Annotated in this window: 15 protein-coding genes and 1 tRNA gene; 7 read left to right on the top strand and 9 right to left on the bottom strand. The window is 64.9% G+C overall.

Annotated elements, in window-relative coordinates; all coding sequences use genetic code 11:
* Positions 1-80 precede the first annotated feature (80 nt).
* A complete protein-coding gene (locus CEY09_RS22355; RefSeq protein WP_088590316.1) occupies positions 81-1070 on the top strand; it encodes a Bug family tripartite tricarboxylate transporter substrate binding protein in 990 nt (329 codons plus the stop codon).
* A 73-nt stretch (positions 1071-1143) separates the two neighbouring features.
* Complete coding sequence (locus CEY09_RS22350; RefSeq protein ID WP_088590315.1) at positions 1144-2436, top strand: TolB-like translocation protein; 1293 nt, start codon at positions 1144-1146, stop codon at positions 2434-2436.
* On the opposite strand, the gene CEY09_RS22345 is transcribed toward CEY09_RS22350, so the two are convergent.
* Both CEY09_RS22345 and CEY09_RS22340 read right to left on the bottom strand, forming a co-directional pair.
* A complete protein-coding gene (locus tag CEY09_RS22345; protein ID WP_088590314.1) occupies positions 2433-3083 on the bottom strand; it encodes a DsbA family oxidoreductase in 651 nt (216 codons plus the stop codon). The genes CEY09_RS22350 and CEY09_RS22345 overlap by 4 nt on opposite strands.
* A 181-nt stretch (positions 3084-3264) precedes the next feature.
* Complete coding sequence (locus CEY09_RS22340; protein ID WP_088590313.1) at positions 3265-5130, bottom strand: PhoX family protein; 1866 nt, start codon at positions 5128-5130, stop codon at positions 3265-3267.
* Between the two features lie 188 nt (positions 5131-5318).
* Between CEY09_RS22340 and CEY09_RS22335 the strand changes: the two genes are divergently transcribed.
* Positions 5319-5675, top strand: a complete 357-nt coding sequence (locus CEY09_RS22335; RefSeq protein WP_088590312.1) for a hypothetical protein — start codon at positions 5319-5321, stop codon at positions 5673-5675.
* A gap of 122 nt (positions 5676-5797) precedes the next feature.
* Here the strand turns inward: CEY09_RS22335 and CEY09_RS22330 are convergent.
* The 4 genes from CEY09_RS22330 to CEY09_RS22315 all read right to left on the bottom strand — a co-directional run bounded on the left by CEY09_RS22330 (position 5798) and on the right by CEY09_RS22315 (position 10764).
* A tRNA-Ser gene (locus tag CEY09_RS22330) sits at positions 5798-5888 on the bottom strand.
* Positions 5889-6025: 137 nt separating this feature from the next.
* On the bottom strand, positions 6026-7579 hold the full coding sequence (locus tag CEY09_RS22325) for a SpoVR family protein (RefSeq protein ID WP_006226711.1): 1554 nt from the start codon (positions 7577-7579) through the stop codon (positions 6026-6028).
* Positions 7576-8835 carry a YeaH/YhbH family protein gene (locus tag CEY09_RS22320; protein WP_088590311.1) on the bottom strand — a complete coding sequence of 420 codons (1260 nt, stop codon included), beginning with the start codon at positions 8833-8835 and terminating at the stop codon, positions 7576-7578. Before CEY09_RS22320 ends, CEY09_RS22325 begins: the two co-directional genes overlap by 4 nt.
* Positions 8836-8847: 12 nt before the next feature.
* Positions 8848-10764, bottom strand: a complete 1917-nt coding sequence (locus tag CEY09_RS22315; protein ID WP_377785558.1) for a PrkA family serine protein kinase — start codon at positions 10762-10764, stop codon at positions 8848-8850.
* An 882-nt stretch (positions 10765-11646) separates the two neighbouring features.
* On the opposite strand from CEY09_RS22315, the gene CEY09_RS22310 reads away from it, so the two are divergent.
* Positions 11647-12903 carry a DUF3142 domain-containing protein gene (locus tag CEY09_RS22310; protein ID WP_088590310.1) on the top strand — a complete coding sequence of 419 codons (1257 nt, stop codon included), beginning with the start codon at positions 11647-11649 and terminating at the stop codon, positions 12901-12903.
* Positions 12890-15400 carry a hypothetical protein gene (locus CEY09_RS22305; protein ID WP_088590309.1) on the top strand — a complete coding sequence of 837 codons (2511 nt, stop codon included), beginning with the start codon at positions 12890-12892 and terminating at the stop codon, positions 15398-15400. The genes CEY09_RS22310 and CEY09_RS22305 overlap by 14 nt, the downstream gene beginning before the upstream one ends.
* On the opposite strand, the gene ribD is transcribed toward CEY09_RS22305, so the two are convergent.
* Positions 15397-16548 (bottom strand): bifunctional diaminohydroxyphosphoribosylaminopyrimidine deaminase/5-amino-6-(5-phosphoribosylamino)uracil reductase RibD, encoded by a 1152-nt coding sequence (gene ribD, locus CEY09_RS22300; protein ID WP_167390136.1) that lies wholly within the window; start codon positions 16546-16548, stop codon positions 15397-15399. The two genes, CEY09_RS22305 and ribD, sit on opposite strands and share 4 nt — an antisense overlap.
* Positions 16549-16727: 179 nt before the next feature.
* Between ribD and CEY09_RS22295 the strand changes: the two genes are divergently transcribed.
* Together CEY09_RS22295 and CEY09_RS22290 are read left to right on the top strand one after the other, a co-directional pair.
* Positions 16728-17291, top strand: coding sequence for a cysteine hydrolase family protein (locus tag CEY09_RS22295; protein ID WP_088590308.1), 564 nt, complete (start codon positions 16728-16730; stop codon positions 17289-17291).
* A gap of 19 nt (positions 17292-17310) precedes the next feature.
* On the top strand, positions 17311-18273 hold the full coding sequence (locus CEY09_RS22290; RefSeq protein WP_088590307.1) for a GlxA family transcriptional regulator: 963 nt from the start codon (positions 17311-17313) through the stop codon (positions 18271-18273).
* Positions 18274-18318: 45 nt separating this feature from the next.
* On the opposite strand, the gene nrdR is transcribed toward CEY09_RS22290, so the two are convergent.
* Together nrdR and glyA are read right to left on the bottom strand one after the other, a co-directional pair.
* On the bottom strand, positions 18319-18798 hold the full coding sequence (nrdR, locus tag CEY09_RS22285; RefSeq protein WP_006226702.1) for a transcriptional regulator NrdR: 480 nt from the start codon (positions 18796-18798) through the stop codon (positions 18319-18321).
* Positions 18799-19013: 215 nt separating this feature from the next.
* Entirely contained in the window at positions 19014-20264 is a 1251-nt protein-coding gene (gene glyA / locus CEY09_RS22280; RefSeq protein WP_088590306.1) for a serine hydroxymethyltransferase, read from the bottom strand.
* Positions 20265-20318 lie beyond the last annotated feature (54 nt).

The following is a 20318-nucleotide window of genomic DNA, read 5'->3' as shown; positions in this document are numbered from 1 at the left end:
AATACATGGCCGCTCCTACACTCGGTTTTCCAAGGGTGCCATCAGACGCGCCCCCCACATCATCCAGTAGGGGAAAGACCATGAATCCATACCGTCCCTGGCGCCGCGCGCTGCGCGCCCTGTGCCTGACGCTCGCGGGCTCGGCGTTGCCGTTGGCCGCCCAGGCGCAAGCCAACTACCCCGACCGCCCGCTGCGCATCGTGGTGCCCTTTACCGCCGGCGGCAGTTCCGACATCCAGGGCCGCCTCTTGGCCGAGCACCTGGGCAAGCTGTACGGGCAGTCGGTCGTCGTGGAAAACCGTCCGGGCGCCGGCGGCCACATCGGGGGCAAGTTCGTGGCGGACTCCAGGCCGGACGGCTACACGCTGCTGCTGGGCTCCATCGGCCTGCACGCGACCTATGGGGTGTACAAGTCGCTGAACTACCGGCCCGCCCAGGACTTGAAGGTGATCACCATCGTGGCCGAAATGCCGCACGTCGTGGTCGCCACGCCCGGGCTACCGGCCAACACGCTGGCCGAACTCACCGCCCTGGCCCGTGCCAAGCCCGAATCGGTCCACTTCGGCTCGGCCGGCGTGGGCTCGTCGGTGCACATGGTGGGCGAGCTCTACAAGATGGCTGCGCAAGCGCCCATCGTGCACATCCCCTATCGCGGCAGTTCCGCCGCCACCAACGACCTGCTGGGCGGGCAGATCGAACTGCTCTTCGAGAACGTGCCCACCACCATCGGCTACATCCAGGCCAACAAGCTCAAGGCCCTGGCGATCACGGGCGCGACCCGCTCGCCCGCCCTGCCCGACGTGCCCACCGCCGCGGAAGCGGGGCTGCCGGGCCTGACGGTCACCTCCTGGACCACGCTGGCGGCCAGCCGCGACGTCCCAGACGCCCTGATCGAAAAGATCAGCGCCGACCTGCGACGCGTCTATGCCGACCCGGCCTTCCGCGCCGGGCTGGAGAAGCTGGGCATGACGCCCGTGGGCAATAGCCCCGCCGAGGCCCGCGCGTTCGTCGAGCGCGAACGGGCGCGCTGGAACAAGGTCATCGAAACCGAACACATCACCGCCGGCTGACGCCGGTGCGCGGCGGCCCGCCGCCGCGCGCCTTCCCACCCCGGGCACCGCCCTTTTCCCCCGAATGCCATCCATGAACCGCATGATCGCCACGCCCATCCCGTGCCGCCGTCTGGGCGCGCGCCCGCACCACCACTTCTTCGGCTACTACAACAAGACCGTCTGGCACCGCGACGGCCGCTACGTGCTGGGCAACCGCACGCCGATGATGGACGCGGTGCTGACGCCGTCGCTGCGCGCCGAAGTGGGCTACTTCGACCGCGAGGACGGCGACCGCTATCACGTAGTGGGGGCCACGACCGCCTGGAACTGGCAGATGGGCTGCCAACTGCAATGGCTGGACGGCGCGACCTCGCCGCAGATGATCTACAACTGCCGTGGCGACGACGACAGCGGCTTCTATCCCGGCTTGCGCTCGGCGATCCACGACGTGGTCACCGGCCAAACGCGCTATCTGCCGCTACCCATCTACGTCGCCGCGCCGAACAGCCGCTACGCGCTGTGCGTGGACTACCGCAGGCTCTACCTCACCCACCAGACCATCGGCTATAGCGACAATGCGCCTGTCGAAGTCGCGCGTGCACCGGCCGACGACGGCATCCACACGCTGGATCTGGCCACGGGCGCGCACCGGCTGCTGGTCAGCTATGCCGACCTGAGCAACTTCCACCCACGCGCCTCGATGGAACGCGCCATCCACTGGGTCAGCCACATCGAAGTGAACCCGTCGTCGTCGCGCATCCTGTTCCTGCATCGCTGGACCGAGCGCGTGGAAGACGAAACCTGCTTCCTGCACCGCCTGATCACCATGAACGCGGACGGCAGCGACATGCGGCTGCTGGAATGTTCCGACCATCCGTTGCCGCAACTGGCGGACGATTTCGATCCCACCGCCGTCGGCACCTTCGACTACGAGAAATCCGAATACCAGATTTCGCATCCGCTTTGGCGCGACGACCACTCCATCATCGTCTGGGGTCCGCATGCCGGCAGCATCCACTACCACCTGTATGAAGACGCGCCGGGCGGCCGCGTGCAGGTCGTGGGCGAAGGCGTGCTGACCGAGAACGGGCACATGAGCTTCTCGCCCGCCGACCCGCGCTGGCTGTTGAGCGACACCTATCCGGATGCCGGCACGCACGAACGCATCCTGTTCATCTACGACATGCAGACCGGTCAGCGCCACGCGCTGGGCAGCTTCTACGCCGACCCGGGCCTGTCCAAGGAAAACCGCTGCGACCTGCATCCGCGCTGGAGCCGCGACGGCACGCAGGTATGCATCGATTCCGTGCACGAGGGCGAACGGCAGATGTACGTGCTGGACGTGGCCGCCATCGTGCAGGTGGCAGGCACCGCGGCGGACTAGCCTTCCTGCGCGACCTGGCGCAAGGCCTGCTCGAACGCCTCGGGCGGCTGGCCGCCTGACACCAGATACTGGCCGTTGATGATCACCGACGGCACCGACGTGATGCCGAGCTTGCGCCATTCCTCTTCTTCGGCGCGCACCTCGTCGGCGTAGCGGCCGCTAGCCAGCAGCTCGCGCGCGGCGGCTTCATCCAGGCCGGCGTCGCGCGCGGCTTCCGCCAGCACATCCGCGTCGCTGGTGTCGCGGTTTTGATAGTGATAGGTCTGCAGCAAGCTCTTCTTCAGCGCGATCTGTTGCGCCTGGCCTTGCAGGCCGGCCCAATGGATCAGGCGATGCGCATCGAAGGTATTGAAGGAACGGTTGTCGTCGTCCATGCGCATCGGCATGCCGACGGCGGCGGCCCGTTCGCTGATGACCTTGCGGTTCGCCTGCACGCGCTCGCGGTCATACCCGTACTTCGCCATCAGGCGCTCGATGGTGTTCTGCCCGCCGGCGGGCATGTCGGGATTCAGCTCGAAGGGGCGGAAACGCAGTTCGACATCCGCCGTGCCTTCCAGCCGGCGCATGGCTTCCAGCAGCCCGCCCAGGCCCACCGCGCACCAGGGGCACGCCACGTCGGACACGAAATCGATGGTGATCTTGGCCATGGCCTTCTCCGGAATGCCGACGGCTGCCGCAGCACGCCGCAGCCGTCAGGAAAATGATTGTCGATATTCCAGAGAGTAAATCAAACCTGGCGGGCGCGATGGAACCCCGTTGGGGCGCCACCCGCAAGCGGCCTGGAAAGCCGGTGCGATACCTCCGTCCCGCCTTCCAGGTCGCCGTCCGTCAGGCGCCTACCGGCTTGCCATCCTGGCGGCGCACCACCACGGTCGCCGACCGCGCATCACCGCCGCCCGCCCGCACCGTATTCCAGTCCTTGTTGGGATGCTGGATGTTGATGAAGAACGTCGTCAGGTCCGGCGTATAAGCGATGCCGGTGATCTCGCAACCCAGCGGCCCCACCAGGAAACGCTTGGACTCGCCCGTCTTCTGGTCGATGTAGTACATCGAGTTATTGCCGAAGATATTGGTGACGTCCGTGCCGGTGCCGGCATCGGTCTGCACCCACAGGCGCCCCTTCGGGTCCACGCGGATGCCGTCCGGGCTGGAGAACTCGTCGCCCTTGATGTTGCCGGTGATGTTCGATGCCGCGCCGTCCGCCGCGTCCTGGCCAGCCAGGAGCAGCAGTTCCCATTCGAACGTGGTGGCCAGCGGCGAATCGCCGCGCTCTTTCCAGCGCACGATGTGGCCGTGGCGGTTGGTCACGCGCGGATTGGCGGCGCTGGTGCGGCGGCGGCTGCTGTTGTTGGTCAGCGTGCAATAGACCGTCTTGTCCACGCCCACCGTGATCCACTCGGGGCGGTCCATCAGCGTCGCGCCCGCCACCCGGGCAGCCGCCTTGGTGTTGATGAGCACGTCGGCCTGGCTGTTGAAGTCGATCAGCGTATTGGTGGGGACGTCGGTCGGACGCACCTGCGTGTAGTTGCCCGGATCGATGGCGCCCACGATCAGGTTGTTCTTACCCACCGCCAGTTCCACCCAGTTGCCGCTGCCATCATCGTTGAAGCGCGCTGCGTACAGCGTGCCTTCGTCGAGCAGCTTGCTGTTGTTGGCGCGATTGGCCGCGTCAAAGGGCTTGCTGGGCACGAACTTGTAGATGCAGCCCGGCGTGCCGTCGTCGCCCATGTAGAACGCGACGCGGTTGTTCTCGTCGACCATGAAGGCCGTGTTCTCGTGGTCGAAGCGGCCCATCGCCGTGCACTTGACGGCCGTCGAGCCCGGCGTGCTGGGATCAATCTCGACCACCCAACCGTAGCCGTTCTCGGGCTGCGTCGGATCCAGGTAATTGTCGGTCGTCTCTTCGCAGGTCAGGTAGGTGCCCCACGGCGTATTGCCGCTGGCGCAGTTGTTCAACGTGCCCACCACCGTCGCGCCCACGACCGAGGCGGCCGGGCCGCTCACGTTGTAGACGGTGTTGCCGGTATAGCGCTTGTTGTAGCGGGAATCGGCCTTGACCGCCCACTTGCCATCCTTGTCGCGCGCGATCTCCACGACCGATACGCCCACGTTGGACAGGCGGGTTTTCACCCCTTCAACGGACACGTCCAGCGTGCTGTTGTCGAGGCTCTCGTGGTTCAGCACCAGCAGGCCGCCCTGGTTGGGATCCACCCCGTCCAGCGCATAGAAATGCATGCCGTCGTGCTGGCCGCCGGCCTGGGTCTCGGTGGCCGGGTACGACTGCGGCACGCCCAGATAACCGGCCGACCCGATCACACACTTGTCGCCAGCCGAATACAACACTTCGGCCACATAACCTTCGGGAACCGTGACCGTGTCGGCCACGATCTTGTCTCCCAGCGGCTTGAACGTGACGGAATAGTCCGGACCCGGCTCAGGCGTCGGGACAGGCGTCTCGGGCGTGGGTTGTTCCGGCGGCGCAGCCGTGTCGTCGCCATCATCGTCATCGCTGCTACAGCCGGCCAGTGCGGTCACGCCGAACACCGACAGGACGGACAGCCCAAAGCTGTTCTTCAACAATGTACGACGGGTGGGATTGGCGGCGATGATCTCATCGAACATCTGGCCGGGAACGGTCACTTCCCCTCGGGCTTCACGGGAGGGCGCGCGCAACTTGTCTGTCAGGTAGGACATTGGGATCTCTATGTTTGAGGGCTAAACGGCAAGCAATTTGTCAGCTGGCTGAAAGTTTGCTGACGAACGGCTGAGAGATTACGAGACCGATATGACAGACTGGAGACGTTCCGATGAATTCATTGCGCACAGTTTTAGGTAGCATGACGTGCATCAGCGGATGATGCACTCAGCCAAGGCGGCCTTCCATGTCTTTCGCGCGTACCTACTTCCTGAACACGCTAAGCGATGATCAACTGGATGCATTGCTTGGCCGGCGCGAGAACTTTTTCCTTGAGAACGTCGTGGACATGGCTGGCACGCTGCAACGCGCGCAGGCAGTGATCGCCCAGGCGGGACTGACCTGCCGGTACCTGCATGAACCCGCCAATCCCTTCTTGAACCTGCACCACGACATCATCGGCGCGATACCACTCATCGGGCCGTTGTGGGTGCTGGGGCTGGGTGCCCTCAAGCTTGACCGTCCGGGCGCGGACGTGACGCTCAAGCAAACGGCCGAACAATCCGTCAGCGTGATGTTTTCGCGCAAAATCCGGGGCGCCTGATCAGCGCATGCGCTCTATCGCGAGCGCCGCCCGCGCTATCCACGCCCGCATTTTCCAGGTTTACACGGCAGCAAACAAAAAGCCCCTGACTTCTTTCGAAGTCAGGGGCTTTTATTTATTTTTGGCGGACAGAGGGGGATTCGAACCCCCGATACGCTTTTGACGTATACACGCTTTCCAGGCGTGCGCCTTCAACCGCTCGGCCACCTGTCCTAATTGCTCACGTCGAAGCGGGTCAGAAACACCACTACGAAATTTGCGAATCCGCGATTCTAGCAGAATCCGGGCGGCCACCACAAGTCGCCAAAGAAAAAGGGACGCACTGGGCGTCCCTTTGCCTTGCCCCGCCCTCAGGTGGAGGCTGGCGCCTCTTGCTCGCGATATGAACTGACGGTGCCGTCCGGCTCGGTTTCTTCCAACCGCACCTTGAAGCCCCACAGGCGCGCCAAGTGCTTCATCACCTGCTCGGCATCGTCGCCGGCCAGCGGCCGGCCGCGGCTCTTCAGATGGCGCAGCACGAGCGACCGGTCGGAATCGCGGTTGAAGCGCACCACCTGGATATCCGGCACCTGGTTGTCGCGGTTGTGCTGCGCGGCCAGCAGGCGGCGGATGTCGCGGTAGCCTTCGTCGTTGTGGATGGCGGCCACTTCCAGCTTGGGATTGGCCTGATGGTCCGAGATCGCGAAGAAGCGGAATTCACGGATCAGGCGCGGCGACAGGTATTGCGAGATGAAGGACTCATCCTTGAAGTTGCGCATGGCGAAGTCCAGCGTCTTGCCCCAGTCGCTGCCGGCAATGTCCGGGAACCACTTGCGGTCCTCGGGCGTCGGCGCCTCGCAGATGCGGCGGATGTCCGACATCATCGCAAAGCCCAGCGCATAGGGGTTGATGCCGCCATAGCCGCGTTCGTCAAATCCGCGCTGGCTGACGACGTTGGTGTGGCTTTGCAGGAACTCCATCATGAAGCCGTCGTCCACCAAGCCCTTCTCGTGCAGGCGGTTCAGGATGGTGTAGTGCCAGAACGTAGCCCAGCCTTCGTTCATGACCTTGGTCTGTGACTGCGGGTAGAAGTACTGGGCAACCTTGCGCACGATGCGCACCAGTTCCTTCTGCCATGGAGCAAGCTTGGGCGAATACTTCTCGATGAAGTACAGCAGGTTCTCTTCGGGCTCGGGCGGGAACACGGCTGCTTCGGCGCGTGTGTCCTTGTCGGCTTCCAGGCGCGGCAAGGTACGCCACAGGTCGTTGTATTGCAGCCGGGCGTGTTCCTGGCGCTCGGCCTGGCGCGCGGCCTCGCCCTTGAACGACATGGGCGTCGGGCGCTTGTAGCGGTCGACCCCGTGGTGCGACAGCGCGTGGCACGAGTCCAGCAGCGCCTCCACCGCGTCGATACCGTAGCGGTCTTCGCAGGACATCACGTACTTGCGCGCGAACACCAGGTAGTCCAGCACGCCGTCTGCGTCCGTCCATTGGCGGAACAGGTAGTTGCCCTTGAAGAACGAGTTGTGCCCGTAGCACGCATGCGCGATCACCAGCGCCTGCATCGTCATGGAATTCTCTTCCATGAGGTAGGCGATGCAAGGGTTGGAGTTGATGACGATCTCGTACGCCAGCCCCTGCATGCCGCGGCGGTAGTATTGCTCGTTGCGGATGAATTCCTTGCCGTACGACCAATGCGGATAGCCGATGGGCAGGCCCGCCGACGCATAGGCGTCCAGCATCTGTTCCGAGGTGATCACCTCGATCTGGTTCGGATAGGTGTCCAGCCCGAATTCCGCCGCGACCTTGGAGATCGCTTCGTCATAGGACTGGATCAGTTCGAACGTCCATTCGGAACCTTGGGAAATCGGCCGCGCGCCGCTGGCCGATGCCGGCTCCACGAGAGCACCCACGATGGCATTCATGCGGTTTCCTTCTTGAACAGGTCATGGAACACGGGGAAGATCTCGCCGCGGTCGCAGATGCGCCGCATGACGAAATGCGGCTCCAGCTTCTGTTCATACTCCGCCCACAGGCTGCTCTTGCGAGCCTCTTGCGAGTCGGGAATTTCGATATAGGCGAAATAACGGGTCGACGGCAGCAGATGCTCGGCCAGGAAGCGCGCGCTCTTGCCGGCGTCGGCACCGAACGAATCGCCGTCGCTGGCTTGCGCCGCGTAAACGTTCCAGGCCGCGGGCGGATAGCGCTTTTCCAGGATCTCGCGCATCAGCTCCAGCGCGGACAGCACGATGGTGCCGCCGCTCTTGGGGTCGTAGAAGAACGTCTGCTCGTCGACTTCCTCGGCGTTGTCCGTGTGGCGGATGAAGACCAGATCCACGTGCTCGTACTTGCGCGACAAGAACAGGTACAGCAGCGTGAAGAAGCGCTTGGCCAGGTCCTTCTTGCCTTCGTCCATGGAACCGGACACGTCCATCAGGCAGAACATGACCGCGCGCGCCATCGGAATGGCGACCGAGACCCGGTTGCGGTAGCGCAGGTCCAGGTCGTCCAGGAACGGCACGCGGGCAAGGCGCTCGCGGCAGTCCTCGACGTCCTGTTCCAGCGTGCGGATCTCGGCGGCGGGCGCACCCGCCGCACGGGCCTTGGCCAGCGCCTCTTCGGCGTCTTCAAGATCGGCGCGCGCCTTCACGTTCAGCGCCACCCGCCGCGCCAAGGACGACTTGAGCGTGCGGCTGATGCTCAACATGCTGGGCGAGCCGGTCGTGGTGTAGCCCGCGCGCTGCCATTTCTTCTGGCTGACTTCACCCAGCTGGTTGCGCGCCAGATGCGGCAGTTCCAGATCCTCGAAGAACAGGTTCAGGAATTCGGCCCGCGACAGGCTGAAGGTGAACTGGTCTACCGATTCGCCTTCGCCGGGCTCGGACCCGCCCTCGCCTTGCCCGCCCTGCGGCCGGTCGATGGTGTCGCCCTTGGCGAATTCACGATTGCCAGGGTGCACCATCTCGCGGTCGCCGCCCGACCCGTGCCGGAACGTCGGCTCGGAAATATCTCGGGCGGGCAGGTTGATCTCTCCGCCTTGATCCATATCCTGAATCGAGCGGTCACGGATCATCCCGTGAACCGCTTTGCGGATCTGGTCCTTGTAGCGCCGCAAAAAGCGCTCACGATTGACGGCGCTTTTATTGCGCCCGTTAAGACGGCGATCGATCAGTGAATTCATGATTCACCTCGCTCAGGAAGACTTCCTCACACGGAGATACCACTCGCACAGCAGTCGGACCTGCTTTTCCGTGTAACCCTTTTCAACCATCCGATCCACGAAGCTCTGATGCTTGGACTTGTCCTCGGCCGAGGCCTTGGCGTTGAACGAAATCACCGGCAGCAGGTCTTCCGTGTTCGAGAACATCTTCTTCTCGATCACTTCGCGCAGCTTTTCATAGCTGGTCCACGTCGGGTTGCGGCCATTGTTGTTGGCGCGCGCCCGCAGCACGAAGTTCACGATCTCGTTGCGGAAGTCCTTCGGGTTGGCGATGCCCGCCGGCTTTTCGATCTTCTCCAGTTCGTCGTTCAAGGCGCTGCGATCGAAGCTTTCGCCGGTTTCAGGATCGCGGAACTCTTCGTCCTGGATCCAGCAATCGGCAAACGTCACGTAGCGGTCAAAGATGTTCTGGCCGTACTCGGAGTACGACTCCAGGTACGCGGTCTGGATTTCCTTGCCGATGAATTCCGCATAACGCGGCGCCAGGAAGCCCTTGATGAACTCCAGATAGCGCCGGCGGATTTCCTCGGGGTAGTCCTCGCGCCCGATCCGTTGCTCAAGCACATACATCAGGTGCACCGGGTTGGCGGCCACTTCCGTCTGGTCGTAGTTGAAGACGCTGGACAGGATCTTGTACGCGAAACGCGTAGAAACCCCGTTCATGCCTTCGTCCGTGCCGGCGTAGTCCTTGTATTCCTGCAAGGCCTTGGCCTTCGGGTCCACGTCCTTCAGGCTTTCGCCATCGTAGACGCGCAGCTTTGAATAGATGCTGGAGTTCTCGGGTTCCTTCAGGCGGGTCAGCACCGAGAACTGCGCCATCATGTCCAGCGTTCCCGGCGCGCACGGGGCGGCCGACAGCGAGCTGTGATGCAGCAGCTTTTCGTAGATGCGGACTTCTTCGGACACCTGCAAGCAGTAAGGCACCTTGACGATATAGATCCGGTCAAGAAAAGCCTCGTTGTGCTTGTTGTTGCGGAAGGTCTGCCATTCGGACTCGTTCGAGTGGGCCAGGATCGCGCCGTTGAACGGAATCGCGGAGAAACCCTCCGTGCCCTTGAAGTTGCCTTCCTGGGTTGCCGTCAGCAGCGGGTGCAGCATCTTGATCGGGGCCTTGAACATTTCCACGAACTCAAGCAGCCCCTGGTTGGCCAGGCACAGTCCGCCGGAATAGCTGTAGGCGTCCGGATCGTCTTGCGAATGGCGGTCCAGCTTGCGGATGTCGACCTTGCCGACCAGCGACGAGATGTCCTGGTTGTTTTCGTCGCCCGGCTCGGTCTTGGCGATGGCGACCTGGCGCAGCACCGACGGATTCAGGCGCACGACACGGAACTGCGAGATGTCCCCGTCGAATTCCTTCAGGCGCTTGACGGCCCAGGGCGACATGATGCCGCTCAGGTAGCGCCGCGGAATGCCGTATTCCTTTTCAAGCGTGTCGCCGAAGCGTTCCGGATGGAACAGACCCAGGGGCGTTTCGTTGACGGGCGAACCCTTCAAGGCATAGATGGGATAGCTTTCCATCAAGGCCTTGAGCCGTTCCGCGATGGACGACTTGCCGCCGCCCACCGGTCCCAGCAGATAAAGGATTTGCTTGCGCTCTTCCAGCCCCTGTGCGGCGTGTTTGAAGAACGCGACGATCTGGCCGATCACGTCCTCCATGCCGTAGAACTCCTGGAACGCCGGATAGCGCCGGATGGTCCGGTTGGAAAACAAACGGGAAAGACGTGGGTCGTTGCGCGTATCCACGATTTCGGGTTCGCCAATCGCCGCCAGCATGCGCTCAGCGGGGCTGGCGTACGCCATGGGATCGCGTTTAGCGAGGTTCAGATATTCCTCAAGGGAAAGCTCTGACTCCTGCTCTTTTGCATACTGCGACTTGAAGCCTTCGACGATGTTTTGCACGGAAACCTCCTACAACACGCGAAAAATTCAGTACGTCCCTACGTGTCCCCATTGTGCCTCAGTGCCTGCGCATTACTAGACAAACTAGCGATAAGCATTGTCGGCCAGGTGTTATGTTGCTTTCGCCACACAGCAACCATGAAGCACGATCGGGGCCCTTTCCATTTAGGCCGCATCCCGCAGATACAAGTTCCGTCAGGGAATGCAACTTACGTGAAGAAGTTATCGGGCATGCCTTCAGCATATTGCTATGGCGAGCACGCTTACCGCGGCCGCACATGAAATGGTCAGCAATCATTTGAAGGGATGAGCGATATCCCGGTGGATTCTTATGATTCGGGCGTAAACCCGATGCGCCCGCTATGCGATGGCAGCGGACGGTCTGAACAGCGCCTTGGCGTCCTTGTTCAGCAGCGTGCCGGTTCGGTCGTGAAAAGCGCCGATATCGCGGCACGGGAATCCGTGGTGACGTGGGCGCGTAGCACCGTGCGGTGAAGGCCGTTAGCACGTAGCGCCAAGTCATGACCCTATGCTAAAGCCAATTGACCGTTTTGTGGCAATTCATTTGACGCATCGGCCAAAATAGTGATGAGGGTTTTCGCCATGAAAAAACCTGTGTGCGAATCGCTCGCAAACTTGATGCGATCGCCATGCCGCATGCGGCGCGGATGCGCTGAGAAAGGCATTTCGCGCGGTTTCAATCGCACAATTAGCAGCCGCACATGCCGAGTGCTAGTACCCCTTGCGCGAACGCGGATACTTCGCGCGATGGTTGCCGCAGCCAAGCAAACGCGCATCGCCTTCAACGAATAGAATCACGCATCTCGACGCACTCCGCGTTGACCTGAACACGCGATTTTCCGACGCTGCGTCATGTTGCTCCGCTTGCGGCAAGCCTTGGGCCTGATTCTGAACCCTGCGAAAGCGGCGGTTCAACGCGGCGCCGCCATCGGTTTCGCAGCCCTGTTGCTGACGTTGAGCGCTTGCGGAAAGCCCCCGCCCGACCTGTCCAACGATGCTTATGTCTGGCAGCGCCAGTGGACGCCAGCCGTGCAGGAAGCCTTGTCCGGCGGCGCCGACGCCGTGCAGGCGTGGCGCGTGCTGATCGCAGAAATGAGCGCTGACGGCCGATGGTTCGATGCCGCGCCGGACCTGAACGCCCTGGCCGCGGCCCGTCGTCCGGTCGTCATGGTGTGGCGGCTGGATGGCCGGGTCGATGCGTTGAACGCGGAAGGCACGGCGACGCGGATCGCCGCGGCGCGCCAGGCATGGCGCCACGCCGGCATCACGGTGGCGGGCGTTGAAATCGATTACGACTGCGCCACGTCGAAACTGCCGGCTTACCGGGACTTCCTCGCCGCATTGAAACGCCGCCTGGGCCCGGACAGCGCCTTGTCGATCACCGCGCTGCCCACGTGGCTCAACAGCCCCGAACTGGACGCCTTGCTCAAGGTGCCCGATGAATCGGTGCTGCAGGTGCATGCGGTGTTGAACCCCACGCAAGGCCTGTTCGACGCCAAACGCGCGCACGCATGGTTAAACGCCTTTGCGGACCGCACCCAAAAGCCCTGGCGCGTGGCGTTGCCCACTTACGGCAGCCGTGTCGCCTGGGATGAAGACGGCAACGTGGCGGCCATCGAAAGCGAACGTCCCGCGCTGCAGCCGGGCGGCCGGGCCACGGAGCTTGTCGTGACGCCGGCCGCCATGGCGGCCTTTGTCGACCAGATCCATCAATCGCGCCCGCGCGGCCTGGCCGGCATCGTCTGGTTCCGGCTGCCCACCGCGCGCGACGAACGCGCCTGGAGCCTGGCCACCTGGCGCGCCGTGCTGTTGCGCCAAGCGCTGCAACCCAAGCTGCACGTCGGCGCGCAAGCGATCGCCGATGGCGGCGGCACGCAGGACCTGGTGCTTTCCAATACCGGCAACGCCGACGGCGCGCTGCCCTTCATCGTCCGTTGGAACGGCGTTTGCCGCGGCGCGGACGGCATCAACGGCTACACGCTGGAACGCGACGGCGCGGGGCTCTACCTGCGCCGCGCGCAAGACGGCCTGCTGCGCGCGGGCGGTCAACGCCCTATCGGCTGGATACGCTGTGAAACCCCACCCACCACCTTCCATGTACAACCGTAGATCGATCATCCGCCTGACCTTGTTGGCGTGCGCTGTCGGCGCAGGCATTGCTGTGGCTTGCGGTCCGGACTTTCCGGCGCAGTTGCTGGACGACCGGACCGGCACCTTGAGGAGCACGCCAGCCAACTCCTTCAGCTTCGAGGTGACGCGCCTGGTTGCGCCCGCCGACGCGCTGCGGGCGCAGGAATCGGCGGCATTGCCCGACGGCAGCTACCGGCAAGACGCCATTCCGGAAGACTTCGACCCCGCGCTCAACGCCGCGCAACGCGCTACCGTCCGTGCGATGCGGGCGATGCCCGACGGCGATCAGGCTTATGCGGCGGGCGATGGCCTGCCCGACGCCATCCGCTTGTACGCCGCCGCGGCGGTCGACATCCGATCCGGCGCGCCCGCCGATGCCGACGCGGCGCTGGCGCGAGCCCGAGCGCGTTTGCTCGACATCCTGGCGTTGCCCGAACGCCAAGGGGCTGCGCGCAGCGTCTGGGCCGCTTATATGTTGGCTGAAATCGGGGCCGGCGAAACAGGGGACGCGGCAGTCGCCACGCCCAACGGCTCATCCGCCGCGTATGCGCGCGTGCGTCAGCTGGCGCAAAAGGGCGCGCCAGATCCGCTGGGCCTGGCGGTCGCCAGCTACGGCCAGGAGGCCCGCCTGCTGCTCAATGGATCCCAGGGAACGTGCACGGCCGAGGATTTCCTGGCCGCGACGGCGTGCCCCGACGCCATTGCCGCCCCCGCATTGAAACAGGCGATCCGCCTGTATGCGGAGCAGGCAGCGCGCGGTTCGGGCAGCGGCATGGCGTCGCTGCGCCTCATCGCAAGCTGGGCGTTGGCGACACCAGTGCGCGCCAGCCGGCTGATCGATGACCCCGTCGCGCAACGGCTGCTGGTCGCCTATGCGCTCGCCAGAGTGGGCGATATCGTGGACGGCAACCCCGACAGCGCGTTCGACATGTTCGCCACGTTCGATCTGAACGGGCAGCGCGGCTACGCCGATGCCGGAGCGGGCGCGGGCAACGTCACGCCCAACCCCGCGCTGCAAACGCTGGCGGCGGCGCTGGCCAAGCAGGACGTGAGCCGCATCCAGGACGCCGATCGCGTGGCCGCGCTGGCCTATCGCGTGGGCCACTACGATCTGGCGCAAGGCCTGGCCAGCCGGCTCGACACGCCGCTTGCCTGGTGGGTGCGCGCCAAACTGGCGATCCGCCAGGGGGACATGGCTGCGGCGGCGCAAGCCTATGCGCGCGCCGCGAGCGCGTTTCCGACCGCCACGGACACCGGTCTTGAAGCCTCGGGCATGGCCCGGCTGAAGGCCGAACAAGGGGTGCTGGCGCTGTCCCGCGGCCAATATATAGAGGCGTTGGACCTGCTGCTGCATGCCTCGCTGCCGGCGGCGGCCGCCGACACCCAGGAAGAAGGCTGGCCGATGTCGCCATACTGGAACGATGCGGCCTATGTCGCGGAACGCGTGTTGACGACGGACGAACTCAAGACCTATGTGGACCAGCAGGTGCCGGCCTCAGCCGTACTGCCCGCCCCGGCCGGCTTCGCGCAGTTCGACTACCAGCGCTTCTACGACTGGATGGTGAAGCATCCGATCGCCGATGGGGACCGCCTGCGCGCGCTACTGGCGCGCCGCTTGATGCGCGAAGGCCGCATGGATCAGGCCCTGGCCTACTTCCCGCAAGACGCCGACGCCCGCTTCGCCACCCTGGCGTATGACGCCGCCGGAGCGTGGCGCGTCACGCCGTCCAGCAGCCATCGGCACGCCGTCCAATACACGGCCGCCCTGCAACAAGCCGGCAGCGCCTGGGGCCGCACGGCGCGGGCAGAAGCCTGGTTCAAGGCCGCGCAACTGGCCCGTCGCCATGGCCTGGAAATCATGGGCTACGAGCAGGATCCCGACTTTGCGGTGTACGACGGCAACTACACCTATGGCGCGGGCCGCAGTCCCGAACCGTGGCGTCAAAACGCGGATGGCGGCAATCAACCGCCGCAAGACACGCCGGCGCAGCGTGCGGAGGCGGCCCTGCCCGGGCCGCTGGTGACACCCGAAGAACGCATGCGCTTCGCCGCCAGCGAAGCCAAGCCGTATGTGCGCTTTCACTATCGGCAGGTCGCAACCGACCATGCGCTGCAATCGGCGGCGCTGCTGCCGAACCGTTCACAGGCGTTCGCCGCCGTGCTTTGCCAAGGCACCCGCTACATCATCGACGACTCGCCCGAACGCGCCCAGACGGTGTATCAGCGTTATGTAGAGCAAGGCGCCCAGGTGCCTTTCAGCACGACGTTCGGGCGGGAGTGCCCCGCACCGGACTTCCAGGCGGCGGCCTGGTTCCATTACACGCAGGCGTGGAAGGCATGGGAACGCTTGCGCCGCGATCACGGCGAGCTGCTGCTGGCCGCCGGGCTGCTGATGATTGTCGCGGGCGGCGCCTGCGTCTTCGCATGGCGCCACTGCGCGGCGCCCCGCCGGCGCAAGGCGGACGGCCAAGCCTAAGCCAGCGCCGGCAGCGCCACGCGCTGCATCAATTGCCGCCAGGTGCCAGGCACCCTGGCGCGCAAGCGCATGTCGGCGCCCAGCCGCGCGGCGTCGATGATTTCGTAGCGCTGGGCGGCGTCCAGGTGTTCCAGCATGGGCAGGCGCACCATGCCCGCCGCATCGCCCAGCAGGACGGGCGCCAGATACAGCAGCAGTTCATCCACGCAGCCCGCGGCAACCAGCGCGCCCGACAGGCCCGCCCCCGCCTCCACATGGACTTCGTTGAACTGCTCCTGGGCGAACCAGCGCATCATGGCCGGCAGGTCCACGCGATCCGGCGCTTGGGCCGGCAGCACCACCACGCGCGCGTTCTTGTCGGCCAGGCGGGCTACCTTGGCCGCGTCTTCGCGGGCGGTGAAGACGATCACTTCGGCGCCATCGAACAGGCGGGCGCCCTCCGGGATCTCGAAACGGCCATCCACCACTGCCTTGCGCGGCTGGCGCGGCGTGTCCACCCCACGCACATTGAGTTGCGGATCGTCCTTCAGCACGGTGCCCATGCCCGTCAGCACCACGCAGCTGCGCGCGCGCCAATGGTGACCATCGGCACGGGCCTCGGGGCCGGTGATCCATTGCGACATGCCGTTATGCAGCGCGCTGCGGCCATCCAGCGACGCCGCCATCTTCATCCACACCCAGGGCAGCCCCCGGCTCATACGCGAGATGAAACCCGCGTTGACCGCCAGCGCTTCCTCGGCGCACACCCCCGTCACGACCTCGATGCCCGCCTCGCGCAAGCGCGCCAGGCCTTGCCCGTTAACGAGCGGATTCGGGTCCCCGATGGCCACGACCACCCGCGCCGGCCGGGCGGCCAGTACGGCGTCCACGCAAGGCGGCGTGCGGCCGAAATGGCTGCAGGGCTCCAGCGTGACGTACATCGTGGCGCCTTCAACCGATTCATTACGGTGCTGGGCGTCCCGCAGCGCGCAGATTTCGGCGTGCGGACCGCCGGGCGGCTGGGTCGCCCCTTCGCCCAGCACACGCCCGTCGCGCACGATGACGCAACCGACCCGGGGGTTGGGCGCCGTCGTGAACAGCACGCGGTCTGCCAGCGCCAGGGCGCGTCGCATCCAGTAGATATCGTCGGGGGGGCTTACGGTCGTCATGGCAGGAATTGTATGTCCGTCGCGGCGCCTGCGGGCGCATCCCGCCCATGCCGGAAGGGGTATGCTCACAGCATGTCCGTTTTGGGCCGTTAGGCGTCTTTCGACGATCTCGTGCACGGCGGAAATCCGCAGCAGAATGGCGTCGTACCCCCTGAAATCCTTGGCCTGGAGCCCGGAACATGAAACAAGCGCTGATCGTCATCGACGTACAAGAATCTTTCCGGCACCGTCCGTTTTGGGACGAAACCGAGTACCCGGCCTTCCTGGAGCAGATCCAGGGTTTGATCGATTCAGCCGCCGCCCAGGGGATTCCCGTGCTGCAGGTGTTCCACGTCAGCAAGTCCAGCGACCCGGCCAATCCGTTCTCGCTGGCCTCGGGCCACGTCAAGACGCTGCAGGAATTGCGTGTGGCGCCCACCGCCGTGTTCCACAAGACGGTGCATTCCTCGCTGTACGCCGAAAGCGCGGACGGCCGCTCCTTGCATGACTGGCTGTGGGAAAACGGCATCGAAGGCATCATCGTCAGCGGCATCCGCACCGAACAATGCTGCGAAACCACGTCGCGCCACGCCAGCGACGCGGGCTTCAAGGTGGTCTTCCCCACCGACGCCACCCTGACGTTCGCCATGCAAAGCCCGTCCGGCAAGCACTACACGCCGGCCGAGATCCGCGACCATACCGAATTGGTGCTGCAAGGCCGGTTTGCACGCGTCACGCGCGCCGCCGACGCGCTGGCGGCCTGACCCGGACAAGGAAAGCGCCATGATCCCCGTGTACTTCGTGCTGTCGCGGGGCATTGTCCTGCTGGACCTGGCCGGTCCCGCAGAAGCCTTCCGCGTGGCCAACAAGCTTTGCCCCGGCACGTTCAAGCAGCATTTCTGCGGCCCTTCCGAAGCCGTGGAAAGCGGCATCGCGGGCCTGCATCTTGCCCGCATCCAGCCGCTACCGGCCGTCTTGCCCGCGCAGGCGCTGGTCATCATTTCGGGCGTGGTGGGCCAGCCCACGCGGCTGGACGGCCCGGACGCCCACGCCGTCATCGATTGGCTGGCGGTGCGCCACCCGGCGGACGGCTTCACGCTGATGACGGTTTGCGCGGGCGCCCTGTTCGCCGCCGCGGCCGGCTTGACCCGGCAACGCGACTGCACCACCCACCACTCCTGCCTGGCACAGTTGGCGGACATCGACCCGACCGCCCGCGTGCACGACAACCGGATCTTCGTCGAGGACGGCAACCTGGTCAGCAGCGCCGGCATCACGGCCGGCATCGACCTGGCGCTGCACATGGTGTCGCGCCACTGCGGGCCGCGCGTCGCCAGCGAGGTGGCGCGCGACATGGTGGTCTATCAGCGCCGCGCCGGCACGGATTCCACGCTGTCGCCGTGGCTGGAGCACCGCAGCCATATGCATCCCGGTGTGCACCGCGTGCAGGACGCCGTCGTGCGCAACCCCGCCGCGCCATGGTCCGCGCAGTCGCTGGCGGACCAGGCGCACACCAGCGCCCGCCACCTGACGCGGCTGTTCCGCGAGCACGCGGGCTGCACGCCGATGGACTACCTGTATCAGATACGCGTCGCGCTGGCGCGCGACCTGCTGCGCGAAACCCGGCTGGACCTGGAGCGCGTGGCGGAAAAATCGGGCTTCGGCTCGGCCCAGCACATGCGACGCGTCTGGCGCAAATTCCAGCCGCAGACGCCCAGCCTGGCGCGTTCAGCGACCCTGCAATAACGGCGCCGAAGCGCCGTCTATCGTCCTGCCGCACCTCGCCGGGCGCTATTCCTTGCGCAACTTGCCCGGCAGCAAGGGCCCCTGCATTTCGCGGATGGCCTCGACGAATTCGCCGATGTCCTCAAAGCTCTTGTAGACCGACGCAAAGCGCACGTAGGCCACCTTGTCCAGCTTGCGCAGCTCGGTCATGACCAGTTCGCCGATGTGTTCGCTGGGCACTTCGCGCAGGCCGCTCGCCAGCAACTGTTCTTCGATGCGCGCCACGGCCGCATCCACGTCCTCGGTGCTGACGGGGCGCTTGCGCAGCGCCAGGCTCAGGCTGGCGCGCAGTTTGGCGGGATCGTACTCGCTGCGGCTGCCGTTGCGTTTCACAATCGAAGGCAGGGCCAGCTCCACCCGCTCATAGGTGGTGAACCGCTTGTCACAGGACAGGCAGCGGCGGCGACGACGGATCGCGTCGCCCTCTTCCGAGACGCGGCTGTCGACGACCTGTGTTTCGGCATTGCCGCAAAATGGACACCGCATGTGTGTTCCCTAAAGGCACGGATAGCAATAATTGAGCATATTGTAACGATGCGCCCCGCGGGAAGCGCCAATACGGCTTATTCGTCCCCAATACTACGGACGGCCGGCTCGAGGATAGCGCCTGCCGCCCGGAAAGCAAAGGGACGGCGCCTTGCGGGGCCGTCCCTTTGGTCTGGCCCCTGCGGCGGATAGCCTGGGGGCCGGGGAAGTGCTGCTTACTGCTTGCCGTAGACCGGCAGGCGCGACGTCAGTTCGTTGACGCGGGCGCGCACGGCAGCGATGTTGGCTTCGTCACGCGGATTGTCCAACACGTCGGCGATCAGGTTGGCGGTCAGTTCGGCGTCGGCTTCCGTGAAACCGCGGGTGGTCATGGCCGGCGTGCCCAGGCGGATGCCGCTGGTCACGAAAGGCTTTTCCGGGTCGTTCGGGATGGCGTTCTTGTTGACCGTGATGTGGGCCTGACCCAGCACGGCTTCCGCTTCCTTGCCCGTGATGCCCTTGGCACGCAGGTCCACCAGCATGACGTGGCTTTCGGTACGGCCGGAGACGATACGCAGGCCGCGCTTGACCAGCGTGTCGGCCAGCACCTTCGCGTTCTTGACCACTTGCTGCGCGTAATCCTTGAAGCCGGGTTCCAGCGCTTCCTTGAACGCCACGGCCTTGCCGGCGATGACGTGCATCAGCGGACCGCCCTGGATGCCGGGGAAGATCGCCGAGTTGATGATCTTCTCGTGCTCGGCCTTCATCATGATGACGCCGCCGCGCGGGCCGCGCAGCGACTTGTGCGTCGTGGACGTGACGAAGTCGGCGTGGGGCACCGGGTTGGGGTAGGCGCCGCCGGCGACCAGACCCGCGTAGTGGGCGATGTCGACCATGAAGAGCGCGCCGTTTTCACGGGCGATGCGGGCCATGCGTTCGAAATCGATGTGCAGGGCGTAGGCCGATGCACCCGCGACGATCAGCTTGGGCTTGTGTTCGCGGGCCAGTTGCTCAACTTGCTCGTAGTTCAGGACTTCGTTTTCGTCCAGGCCGTACGAGATGAAGTTGTACAGCTTGCCCGATGCGTTGACCGACGCGCCGTGCGTCAAGTGGCCGCCTTCGGCCAGGCTCATGCCCAGCACGGTGTCGCCCGGCTTCAGCACGGCCATGTACACGCCCTGGTTGGCCTGCGAACCCGAGTTGGGCTGCACGTTGGCGGCTTCGGCGCCGAAAATCTGCTTCAGCCGGTCGATGGCCAGCTGTTCGACCACGTCCACGTACTCGCAACCGCCGTAGTAGCGCTTGCCCGGATAACCTTCGGCGTACTTGTTCGTGAGCTGCGTGCCCTGGGCTTCCATGACGGCCGGGCTGGCGTAGTTCTCCGAAGCGATCAGCTCGATGTGCTGCTCTTGGCGAACGTCTTCCTTCTGGATGGCGGCCCAAACGTCCGGGTCAGCCTTGGACAAGGTGAGGTTGCGGTCAAACATGACGGGGGATTCCTGAGGCGGTAAGAGAGGAGAAAGCCGTGTCGGGTGGGTAAA

This window comes from Achromobacter marplatensis (assembly GCF_002209535.1).
Taxonomy (GTDB): Bacteria; Pseudomonadota; Gammaproteobacteria; order Burkholderiales; family Burkholderiaceae_B; genus Achromobacter; species Achromobacter marplatensis.
This window is presented reverse-complemented; position numbering and strand designations above follow the sequence as displayed.

Excerpts from the sequence above, each read along its gene's own strand:
- CEY09_RS22310 (WP_088590310.1), top strand. The coding sequence starts at position 11,647 with ATGTTGCTCCGCTTGCGGCAAGCCTTGGGCCTGATTCTGAACCCTGCG.
- CEY09_RS22320 (WP_088590311.1), bottom strand. The coding sequence starts at position 8,835 with ATGAATTCACTGATCGATCGCCGTCTTAACGGGCGCAATAAAAGCGCC.
- CEY09_RS22350 (WP_088590315.1), top strand. The coding sequence starts at position 1,144 with ATGAACCGCATGATCGCCACGCCCATCCCGTGCCGCCGTCTGGGCGCG.
- ribD (WP_167390136.1), bottom strand. The coding sequence starts at position 16,548 with ATGACGACCGTAAGCCCCCCCGACGATATCTACTGGATGCGACGCGCC.
- CEY09_RS22340 (WP_088590313.1), bottom strand. The coding sequence starts at position 5,130 with ATGTCCTACCTGACAGACAAGTTGCGCGCGCCCTCCCGTGAAGCCCGA.
- CEY09_RS22355 (WP_088590316.1), top strand. The coding sequence starts at position 81 with ATGAATCCATACCGTCCCTGGCGCCGCGCGCTGCGCGCCCTGTGCCTG.
- glyA (WP_088590306.1), bottom strand. The coding sequence starts at position 20,264 with ATGTTTGACCGCAACCTCACCTTGTCCAAGGCTGACCCGGACGTTTGG.
- nrdR (WP_006226702.1), bottom strand. The coding sequence starts at position 18,798 with ATGCGGTGTCCATTTTGCGGCAATGCCGAAACACAGGTCGTCGACAGC.
- CEY09_RS22335 (WP_088590312.1), top strand. The coding sequence starts at position 5,319 with ATGTCTTTCGCGCGTACCTACTTCCTGAACACGCTAAGCGATGATCAA.
- CEY09_RS22295 (WP_088590308.1), top strand. The coding sequence starts at position 16,728 with ATGAAACAAGCGCTGATCGTCATCGACGTACAAGAATCTTTCCGGCAC.
- CEY09_RS22345 (WP_088590314.1), bottom strand. The coding sequence starts at position 3,083 with ATGGCCAAGATCACCATCGATTTCGTGTCCGACGTGGCGTGCCCCTGG.
- CEY09_RS22290 (WP_088590307.1), top strand. The coding sequence starts at position 17,311 with ATGATCCCCGTGTACTTCGTGCTGTCGCGGGGCATTGTCCTGCTGGAC.
- CEY09_RS22325 (WP_006226711.1), bottom strand. The coding sequence starts at position 7,579 with ATGAATGCCATCGTGGGTGCTCTCGTGGAGCCGGCATCGGCCAGCGGC.
- CEY09_RS22305 (WP_088590309.1), top strand. The coding sequence starts at position 12,890 with ATGTACAACCGTAGATCGATCATCCGCCTGACCTTGTTGGCGTGCGCT.